This window comes from Dysosmobacter sp. (assembly GCF_034093755.1).
In the GTDB taxonomy this organism is placed as follows: Bacteria; Bacillota; Clostridia; order Oscillospirales; family Oscillospiraceae; genus Oscillibacter.
On record NZ_JAXEBZ010000024.1, the window covers coordinates 23,471 to 34,044 of the forward strand.

Consider the following 10,574-nt stretch of genomic DNA (forward strand, 5'->3'; position numbering starts at 1 on the left):
GGAAAGAAAATAGAAAGATACTGAGAGTCTGATTCATCATCCCTCAGGAAAGGAACGATGGGCCATGTTTGTCTTGACTGCGAAGCTGTCCCGGAAAAGGCTGTTTCTGGCCGGTGTGCTGGTGCTGTTTCTGGCGGCTGCCGCCGCCCTGATCTTCCATCTGTTCAGCGGTCTGCGGGACAGCGGCGACGCGCTTCCCCGCCTGTCCGACAACCAGCAGCGTCTGGAATACCTGGCATCCTACGGCTGGGAGGTGGAGGCCGAGCCGCTGGAGACCTTCCAGCTGCTGCTGGCAGACCCGCTGCCGGAGGAATACCTGGCCTACAACCAGCTGCAGCTGACCCAGGGCTTTGACCTGAACAGCTGCTGCGGCAAGCAGCTGACCCGCTACACCTACCGGATCACCAACTATCCGGGCAGGCCCACCGGCGTGCAGGTGAACCTCTACGTCTGCGAGGGGCTTCCGGCGGCCGGGGATGTGATCGCCTCCGGCGCCGGCGGCTTTCAGGCGGGGCTTGCCTTCCCGGAAACGGACCGTGCCGGCTGATGGAAGGCGGCGCGGCAGCACCATCCAAAGCGCAAAACAAGGACCGGTCTTTCGACCGGTCCTTGTTTGATGAAGTATGGATTACTCCTCGATGTCGATAACGACGCCGGAACCAACGGTACGGCCACCCTCACGGATAGCGAAACGCAGGCCCTTCTCGATAGCGATGGGGGTGATCAGCTCCACGTGCATATCGACGTTATCGCCGGGCATGCACATCTCAGTGCCCTCGGGCAGAGTGATGACGCCGGTCACGTCGGTAGTACGGAAATAGAACTGAGGACGATAGTTGTTGAAGAAGGGGGTGTGACGGCCGCCCTCGTCCTTGGACAGGACGTAGACCTGGCCAACGAACTTGGTGTGGGGATGAATGGAGCCGGGCTTAGCCAGAACCTGGCCGCGCTCGATGCCCTGACGGTCAACACCACGCAGCAGAGCGCCGATGTTATCGCCGGCCTCAGCGAAGTCCAGCAGCTTGTGGAACATCTCGATACCGGTAACAACGGTCTTCTTCTTTTCGTCGGTCAGACCAACGATCTCGACTTCCTCGGACAGCTTCAGCATACCACGCTCCACACGGCCGGTAGCAACGGTACCACGGCCGGAGATGGTGAACACGTCCTCGACGGGCATCAGGAAGGGCAGGGAGTCGTCGCGGGGAGGAGTGGGAATATAGGAGTCAACAGCGTCCATCAGCTCCTTGATGCAGGCATACTCAGGAGCGTTGGGATCGCTGGACTCGGAGATCAGAGCGTTCAGAGCGGAGCCCTTGATGACGGGGATGTCGTCGCCGGGGAACTCGTAGGTGCTCAGCAGCTCGCGGACTTCCATCTCCACCAGCTCCAGCAGCTCCTCGTCGTCCACCTGATCGCACTTGTTCAGGAACACAACGATGGCGGGCACGCCGACCTGACGGGCCAGCAGGATGTGCTCGCGGGTCTGAGCCATGGGGCCGTCGGTGGCGGCGATGACCAGGATAGCGCCGTCCATCTGGGCAGCACCGGTGATCATGTTCTTGATATAGTCGGCGTGGCCCGGGCAGTCAACGTGAGCATAGTGACGGTTGGCAGTCTCATACTCCACGTGAGCGGTGTTGATGGTGATGCCGCGCTCCTTTTCCTCGGGGGCCTTGTCGATGGCGTCATAGGCCTCGAACTGAGCCTGGCCCTGGTAGGACAGCCACTTGGTGATAGCGGCGGTCAGAGTGGTCTTGCCATGGTCGACGTGACCGATGGTGCCGATGTTAACATGGGGCTTGGTTCTTTCAAATTTCTGCTTAGCCATTTGAAAATCCTCCTGTCAAAATTTAAAATCCGATTTCGTGCAGTCCCTTACACAGTCATGCACATTTTACCGTAAATGCAACGGAAAATCAATACCCGAATTAGCCCTGATTCTTGGCGTGGCTCTCCACGATCTTGTCGCGGATGTTCTTGGGAATCTCCACATAGTGGCTGGGCTCCATGGTGTACTGGCCGCGGCCCTGGGTGTTGGAACGCAGGTCAGTGGCGTAGCCAAACATGTTGGCCAGAGGCACGAAGGCGTCGATCTGGGTGGCACCGGGACGGTTCTCCTGACCCTGGATCTGGCCGCGGCGGCTGTTCAGGTCGCCGATGACAGTGCCCACGTACTCGTCGGGGACGGTGACGCAGACCTTCATGATGGGCTCCTGCAGGGTGGGATCAGCCTTGCGCATGGCCTCCTTGAAGGCCATGGAGCCGGCGATCTTGAACGCCATTTCGGAGGAGTCCACCTCGTGGTAGGAGCCATCGAACAGGGTGACCTTCACGTCCACCACAGGGAAGCCGGCCACAACGCCGGAGTTCATGGCGCCCTGGATACCGGCGTCCACCGCAGGGATATACTCCTTGGGGATGGCGCCGCCCACAACGGCGTTGACAAACTCGTAGCCCTTGCCGGACTCGTTGGGCTCCACATGGATCTTGACATGGCCATACTGGCCCTTGCCGCCGGACTGGCGGGCATACTTGGTGTCCTGGTCCACAGCCTTCTTGATGGTCTCCTTGTAAGCCACCTGGGGAGCGCCCACGTTGGCCTCCACCTTGAACTCACGCAGCAGACGGTCGACGATGATCTCCAGGTGCAGCTCGCCCATGCCGGCGATGATGGTCTGGCCGGTTTCCTCGTCGGTCCAGGTCTTGAAGGTGGGGTCCTCCTCGGCCAGCTTCATCAGGGCGATGCCCATCTTCTCCTGACCGGCCTTGGTCTTGGGCTCGATGGCAACGCGGATCACGGGCTCGGGGAACTCCATGGACTCCAGAATGATGGGGGCCTTCTCATCGCACAGGGTATCGCCGGTGGTGGTGTTCTTCAGGCCCACGGCAGCGCCGATGTCGCCGGAATAGACCTCCTCCAGGTCCTCGCGGTGGTTGGCGTGCATCTGCAGGATACGGCCAATGCGCTCCTTCTGGTTCTTGGTGCTGTTCAGCACGGTGGAACCGGTGGTCAGGTGACCGGAATACACGCGGAAGAAGGACAGACGGCCCACATAGGGGTCGGTCATGATCTTGAAAGCCAGAGCGGAGAAGGGAGCGTTGTCGTCCACGGGACGCTCGTCCTCTTCCTCGGTCTTGGGATTGATACCCTTGACGGCGGGGATGTCCACCGGGGAGGGCATATAATCCACGATGGCGTCCAGCAGCTTCTGGACACCCTTGTTCTTGTAGGAAGTACCGCAGACAACGGGCACGGCCTCGTTGGCGATGGTGGCCTGACGCAGAGCGGTGCGGATCTTCTGAGTGGGGATCTCGTCACCGTTCAGGTACATCTCCATGATCTCCTCGTCGAACATGGAAACGGCATCCATCAGCTTCTCACGATACTCGTTGGCCAGATCCACCATGTCCTCGGGGATCTCCTCCACACGCATGTCCTTGCCCAGGTCATCGTAGTAGATGTCGGCCTTCATCTCGATCAGGTCGATGATGCCGCGGAAGGTCTCCTCGGCGCCGATGGGCAGCTGGATGGCCACAGCGTTGCACTTCAGACGCTCGTCGATCATGCGCAGAACGTTGAAGAAGTCAGCGCCCATGATGTCCATCTTGTTGACGTAGATCATGCGGGGGACCTTGTACTCGTCCGCCTGACGCCACACGGTCTCGGACTGGGGCTCCACGCCGCCCTTGGCGCACAGCACGGTCACGGAACCGTCCAGCACACGCAGGGAGCGCTCCACCTCGATGGTGAAGTCCACGTGGCCCGGGGTGTCGATGATGTTCAGACGGGTTTTGGGATACTGGTTGCTGGAACCGGACCAGAAACAGGTGGTGGCGGCGGAGGTGATGGTAATACCACGCTCCTGCTCCTGCGCCATCCAGTCCATGGTAGCGGTACCATCATGGGTCTCACCGATCTTATAGTTCACGCCGGTGTAGAACAGGATACGCTCGGTGGTCGTCGTCTTGCCTGCATCGATGTGAGCCATAATGCCGATATTTCTGGTATTTTCAAGAGATGTTTTTCTCGGCATACTGTTTCTCCTAACTTACCAGCGGAAATGCGCGAACGCCTTGTTGGCCTCGGCAGCCTTGTGAACTTCCTCGCGCTTCTTCACGGCAGCGCCGGTGTTGTTGGCGGCGTCCATGATCTCATTGGCCAGGCGCTCGGCCATGGTCCGCTCGCTGCGGGCGCGGGAGTAAGCGGTCAGCCAGCGCAGACCCAGGGTCTGACGGCGGGCAGGACGCACTTCCATGGGGACCTGATAGTTGGCGCCGCCCACACGGCGGGCCTTGACTTCCAGGCTGGGCATCACATTTTCCATAGCCTGGGTGAACACTTCCAGGGGATCCTTCTCGGTCTTCTCCTTGATCTGGTCGAACGCCGCGTAGACCACCTTCTGTGCCACGCCCTTCTTGCCGTCCAGCATCACGCTGTTGACCAGCTTGGTCACCAGCACAGAGCCGTATACGGGATCGGGCAGAACTTCTCTCTTGGGAACATTACCTCTTCTGGGCACTATGCTTCCCTCCTTCATAATATTTTATGATCTCATAGGTACTCAAAAGGCATATTGCAGCCTTCCGTAGAATGCCTGCCAAAGAGGTCCGTTCACGAAGTCCGTGAATCTATATAAAAACCTATTCGGCAAAGCTTTCAATTTGTTGTCCTTACTTGGACTTGGGCCGCTTGGCACCGTACTTGGAGCGGGACTGCATACGGCCGGACACGCCCTGGGCATCCAGAGTGCCGCGGATGATGTGGTAACGAACGCCGGGGAGGTCCTTGACACGGCCGCCGCGGATCATCACGACGGAGTGCTCCTGCAGGGAGTGGCCCACGCCGGGAATATAGGCGGTGACTTCGTAGCCGTTGGTCAGACGCACACGGGCGATCTTACGCAGAGCGGAGTTGGGCTTCTTGGGAGTCGCAGTTCTGACGGCGGTGCAGACGCCTCTCTTCTGGGGAGAAGGCAGGTCGGTCTCCTTGTTCTTCAGGGTGTTCAGACCAAACTGCATCGCGGGAGAGTTGGACTTGTAGGTTGCCTGCTGTCTGCCCTTGCGGACCAGCTGATTAAAAGTAGGCATATGGTTCTCCTTTCTTTCAGAATGTTCGGAAGCCGGGCAAAAGGCCCGATCTTCCTTTATTTTTTGCAGAATTCCTTGCGGATATTCTGAAAAAACCGGAAATCACTGACTTTTCAGGACCGCGGCCACCGCGGCGCCCACCGTGATGCGGCAGGCCTGGCCGATCTGGGCCATGGTAGCCTCCTCCCACACGGGGATACCCTGGGCGGCGCACGCCTGGCTGATGGGCTCCGTGATGGCGGGATCGGCATCCACCGCCAGAAACACCCTCGCGGCGCGCCCCTCCCGGATGGCCTTGCGGGACTGCTTCACGCCTACGACCCGGTTGGAAGAAGCAAGCTCCGTCAGCACTGAGGTCCCTCCTGAAACGCATAGCAAAATTCGCGGGAATCCACCCACGCAGTTGTTGATTATAGCATGGTCTTTTCGGTCCGTCAAGCACTTTTGCCCAATCTTTTTTCAAATTTTTAGTAATTTTCGCAAAATTTTTCAGGGCCGCTCCCCTGCCGTTTCCGCCCTCCGGCGGCGGCCCTTTTGCCGTCTGTTTTCCCGCCCGTCCTCTGGGGGACAGGGGATGAAAAGAGGCTGCCCTTGACAGGCAGCCTCTTTGTTGCGCTCAGATGCCGGGGATTATTCGTCAAACAGCACGGCGTCGCTCTCTCCGGCGGTCTCGGTGACAGCCGCGGGAACCAGCTCCTCCGCGAACTCCTTGTAGGCGGTGAGGCCGGTGCCTGCGGGAATCAGCTTGCCGATGATCACGTTCTCCTTCAGGCCCTCCAGGTGGTCCACCTTGCCCTTGATGGCAGCCTCGGTCAGGACCTTGGTGGTCTCCTGGAAGGAGGCGGCGGACAGGAAGGAGTCGGTGGCCAGGGAGGCCTTGGTGATGCCCATCAGCAGCTGGGTGCCCACAGCCTTGCGCAGCGGCTCGCCGTCCTCGCGGCGCTCGCCGGCGGCGTTGCGGCGCTCGATCTCCTCGTTGGCGTCGTCCAGCTCCAGAACATCCACCATGGAGCCGTCCAGCAGTTTGGTGTCGCCGGCGTCCTCCAGACGGACCTTGCGCATCATCTGACGCACAATGACCTCGATGTGCTTATCGTTGATATCCACGCCCTGCTGACGGTACACACGCAGGACTTCCTGAATCAGGTAGTTGTACACGGCGTCATTGCCGCGGATGCGCAGCACCTCGTGGGGGTTCAGGGCGCCGTAGGTCAGGGCCACGCCCTTCTCCACCGTCTCGCCGTCCTTCACCAGCAGACCGGTGTGGGGCACGGCGTAGGTGCGGGTATCGCCGTCGTCGGCGGTGATGACGATGTTCATGAGGCTCTTGCCGGTCTCCTCGAACTTCACCTTGCCGCCGATCTCCGCCAGCTGGGCCATTCTCTTGGGCTTGCGGGCCTCGAACAGCTCCTCCACTCGGGGAAGACCCTGGGTGATGTCGCCGCCGGCCAGACCGCCGGTGTGGAAGGTACGCATGGTCAGCTGGGTGCCGGGCTCGCCGATGGACTGGGCGGCGATGATGCCGACTGCCTCGCCGGGGCCAACGGGCTGGCGGGTGGCCAGGTTCATGCCGTAGCACTTGGCGCAGACGCCGCTGTGGGCCTTGCAGGTCAGAACGGTGCGGATCTCCAGCTCGGTGATGCCGGCGCCTTCGATCTTCTTCACCTCGGCCTCGCCGATCATCTGGGTGTTGGGCACCAGCACCTCGCCGGTGACGGGATCCAGCACGTCATTGACGGGATAGCGGCCGAAGATGCGGTCGGAGAACTTCTCAATGACCTGGCCGTTCTCGCTGATCTCCCGGACGGTGATGCCGTGGGTCACGCCGCAGTCCTGCTCCCGGATGATGACGTCCTGGGAGACGTCCACCATTCGGCGGGTCAGGTAACCGGAGTCGGCGGTACGCAGAGCGGTATCGGCCAGGCCCTTACGGGCGCCTCGGCTGGAGATGAAGTACTCCAGGGCGGTCAGGCCTTCGCGGTAGTTGGCCTTGATGGGGATTTCGATGGTGCGGCCGGCGGTGTTGGCGATCAGGCCGCGCATACCGGCCAGCTGACGGATCTGCTTCATGGAACCACGGGCGCCGGAGTCCGCCATCATATAGATGGGGTTGTAGCGGTCCAGGTTCTTCTGCAGGGCGTCGGACACGTCGTTGGTGGTCTTTTCCCACTCCTGAACCACCTGACGGTACCGCTCCTGGTTGGTCATGAAGCCCATCTTGTACTGGTTCTCGATGGCCAGGACCCGGTCCTCGGTCTTGTGGACCAGCTCGTACTTCTTGGGAGGCACGGTCATATCCGCGATGGACACGGTGATGGCGGCCTTGGTGGAGTACTTGTAGCCGGTGGCCTTGATGGCGTCCAGCACCTCGGCGGCCTCGGTGAAGCCGTGCTTGCGGATGGTCTTGTCGACGATCTGGCCCAGCTGCTTCTTGCCGCAGGTGAAGGTGATCTCGTAGTCAAAGGCGTGGGCGGGATCGCTGCGGTCCACGAAGCCCAGGTCCTGCAGGATGTTGTTGTTGAAGATGATGCGGCCGGGGGTGGTCTCCACGATGCGGGTAGGCTCGCCCTGGGCGTAAGGCACGCGCCGGCCGTCCTCCCCTACCCGGGTCTGACGGACGCCGATGGGGCAGTGGGGGCCGATGATGCCGTCGGCGTAGGCCATCATGGCCTCGTTCTCGCTCTCATAGTAGTGGGTGGGCTTGTAGGTGGCCTGCTTCTTCCCCTCCGCCTTGGCGGCGGCGTTGGCGGCCACGAACTCGTCGGCATCCACCAGGGACTGGCCGGACAGGCCGGTCTCGCCGGGATCGTCGCACCAGATGGTCTCGGCGCCCTTCTCCGCCTTGCCCATGCGGTCCATGGTCAGGTAGTAGGAGCCCAGCACCATGTCCTGGGTGGGCACGGTGACGGGGCCGCCGTCCTGGGGACGCAGCAGGTTGTTGGCGGAGAGCATCAGGATGCGGGCCTCAGCCTGGGCCTCGGCGGACAGGGGCACGTGAATGGCCATCTGGTCGCCGTCGAAGTCGGCGTTGAAGGCGGTGCAGTTCAGGGGGTGCAGCTTCAGGGCGCGGCCGTCCACCAGCACCGGCTCGAAGGCCTGAATGCCCAGACGGTGCAGGGTGGGAGCGCGGTTCAGCATGACGGGATGGTCCTTGATGATCACATCCAGGGCGTCCCACACGGCAGTCTCCTGCTTATCCACCATCTTCTTGGCAGACTTGATGTTGTTGGCGGTGCCGTCCTCCACCAGCTTCTTCATGATGAAGGGACGGAACAGCTCCACGGCCATCTCCTTGGGCACGCCGCACTGATAGATCTTCAGCTCGGGGCCGACCACGATAACGGAACGGCCGGAGTAGTCCACGCGCTTGCCCAGCAGGTTCTGGCGGAAACGGCCCTGCTTGCCCTTCAGCAGGTCGGACAGGGACTTCAGGGCGCGGTTGTTGGCGCCGGTGACGGCACGGCCGCGGCGGCCGTTATCGATGAGGGCGTCCACCGCCTCCTGGAGCATCCGCTTCTCGTTGCGGACGATGATGTCCGGGGCGTGGAGCTGAATCAGGCGCTTGAGGCGGTTGTTGCGGTTGATGACCCGGCGGTACAGGTCGTTCAGGTCAGAGGTGGCGAACCGGCCGCCGTCCAGCTGGACCATGGGCCGCAGCTCGGGGGGGATGACGGGCAGCACGTCAATGACCATCCACTCAGGGTTGTTGTGGGAGATGCGGAAGGCGTCCACCACCTCCAGGCGCTTGACGATGCGGGCCTTCTTCTGGCCGGAGGCCTCCTTCAGCTCGGCGTGGAGCTGGGCGGACAGGGTATCCAGGCCGTGGAAGGTCTCCAGCTCCGCCTCCAGGGCGCTCACCTTCTCCTCCAGGGCGTCCAGCTTCGCCTGCTCGCCCTCGGGCCAGGTGCCGCCCCGCTCATAGATGGCGGCGCGCTTGTCGTTCAGCTCCTTGCGCTGGCCGGCCAGTTCCTCCCGCTGCTCCAGCAGCTGGAGCTTGCGGGTGCTGTCCTCGGGGTTGAGGCCCACAACGGTCAGCAGCTTCTTCACGGCCTCGGCACCCATGCCGGCCTTGAAGTCCTCATCATACTTCTCCCGGTAGTCCCGGTACTCCTTCTCGGAGAGGATCTGGTTTTTCACCAGGGGGGTCTCGCCGGGATCGATGACGATATAGTTGGCAAAGTACAGCACCTTCTCCAGCACCCGGGGGCTGATGTCCAGCAGCAGGCCCATGCGGGAGGGGATGCCCTTGAAATACCAGATGTGGGAAACGGGGGTGGCCAGCTCAATGTGGCCCATGCGCTCGCGGCGCACCTTGGCACGGGTAACCTCCACGCCGCAGCGGTCGCAGATCTTGCCCTTGTAGCGGATCTTCTTGTACTTGCCGCAGTGGCACTCCCAGTCCTTGGTGGGTCCGAAGATGCGCTCGCAGAACAGACCGTCCCGCTCAGGCTTCAGCGTCCGGTAGTTGATGGTCTCCGGCTTCCTGACCTCGCCGTAAGACCACTCGCGGATCTGTTCCGGAGACGCCATGCCGATTTTGATCGCATCAAAAGCAATGTTGTTGCCGGTAGTATTATCAGTCATTTGGCTGTTTCCTCCTTACATGATTCAGAATCGCAGTTTCTTCGAGCGGCTCAATTCCGAATCACTCGTCGTCAAAATCCGCGTCGTCCAGACCCAGGTCAGCGCCGGCGTCCTCCGGGGCGTCCTCGATGTCGAAGCCGGACTCGGCAAAGTCGGCGTCATCCGCGAAGCTGCGGTGACGGTCGTCGTCGGCATCCATCCGGGCCAGGTTGAAGGTATCCATGGCGTCCTCGTCCTCTTTCAACTCGATGGTGTTGCCCTCGGCGTCCAGCACCTGGATGTCCAGGCACAGGGACTGCAGCTCCTTCACCAGCACCTTGAAGGACTCGGGCACGCCGGGCTGCGGCACGTTGTGGCCCTTGACGATGGACTCGTAGGTGCGGACACGGCCCGTCACATCGTCGGACTTGACGGTCAGGATCTCCTGCAGGGTGTAAGCGGCGCCGTAAGCCTCCAGGGCCCAGACTTCCATCTCGCCGAAGCGCTGGCCGCCGAACTGGGCCTTGCCGCCCAGAGGCTGCTGGGTAACCAGGGAGTAGGGGCCGGTGGAACGGGCGTGGATCTTATCATCCACCAGGTGATGCAGCTTCAGGAAGTACACATAGCCAACGGTGACCTTGTTGTCAAAGGGTTCGCCGGTGCGGCCGTCGTACAGCACGCTCTTGCCCTCGGGGTCCAGGCCCGCCAGACGCAGCGCGCCCTGAATATCCTCTTCGTAGGAGGCGCCGTCGAAGATGGGGGTGGCCACCTTCCAGCCCAGCTTCTGGGCGGCGTAGCCCAGGTGGACCTCCAGCACCTGACCGATGTTCATACGGGAAGGTACGCCCAGGGGGTTGAGTACGATATCCAGCGGGGTGCCATCGGGCAGGAAAGGCATGTCCTCCTCGCGTAGAATGCGG

The 10,574-nt window shown here is 61.6% G+C and carries 8 protein-coding genes; 1 reads left to right on the forward strand and 7 read right to left on the reverse strand.

The features are described from left to right. The first annotated feature begins 64 nt into the window (after positions 1-64). Complete coding sequence (locus SOX55_RS03155) at positions 65-547, forward strand: DUF4830 domain-containing protein (protein WP_325285983.1); 483 nt, start codon at positions 65-67, stop codon at positions 545-547. An 81-nt stretch (positions 548-628) separates the two neighbouring features. On the opposite strand, the gene tuf is transcribed toward SOX55_RS03155, so the two are convergent. From tuf to SOX55_RS03190, 7 genes are all read right to left on the reverse strand, one after another. Beyond that, complete coding sequence (gene tuf, locus SOX55_RS03160) at positions 629-1,831, reverse strand: elongation factor Tu (RefSeq protein ID WP_325285984.1); 1,203 nt, start codon at positions 1,829-1,831, stop codon at positions 629-631. 100 nt (positions 1,832-1,931) lie between these two features. After that, positions 1,932-4,037, reverse strand: coding sequence for an elongation factor G (gene fusA, locus SOX55_RS03165; protein ID WP_325285985.1), 2,106 nt, complete (start codon positions 4,035-4,037; stop codon positions 1,932-1,934). A 15-nt stretch (positions 4,038-4,052) separates the two neighbouring features. Further along, entirely contained in the window at positions 4,053-4,523 is a 471-nt protein-coding gene (rpsG, locus tag SOX55_RS03170) for a 30S ribosomal protein S7 (RefSeq protein WP_325285986.1), read from the reverse strand. A 151-nt stretch (positions 4,524-4,674) separates the two neighbouring features. After that, positions 4,675-5,091 carry a 30S ribosomal protein S12 gene (gene rpsL, locus SOX55_RS03175; RefSeq protein ID WP_325285987.1) on the reverse strand — a complete coding sequence of 139 codons (417 nt, stop codon included), beginning with the start codon at positions 5,089-5,091 and terminating at the stop codon, positions 4,675-4,677. Between the two features lie 102 nt (positions 5,092-5,193). After that, entirely contained in the window at positions 5,194-5,442 is a 249-nt protein-coding gene (locus tag SOX55_RS03180; protein ID WP_325285988.1) for a L7Ae/L30e/S12e/Gadd45 family ribosomal protein, read from the reverse strand. Positions 5,443-5,721: 279 nt separating this feature from the next. Further along, positions 5,722-9,675, reverse strand: coding sequence for a DNA-directed RNA polymerase subunit beta' (gene rpoC / locus SOX55_RS03185; RefSeq protein ID WP_325285989.1), 3,954 nt, complete (start codon positions 9,673-9,675; stop codon positions 5,722-5,724). A gap of 61 nt (positions 9,676-9,736) precedes the next feature. Next, positions 9,737-10,574, reverse strand: an 838-nt coding sequence (locus SOX55_RS03190; protein WP_442873606.1) for a DNA-directed RNA polymerase subunit beta, incomplete at its 5' end; no start/stop codon positions are given.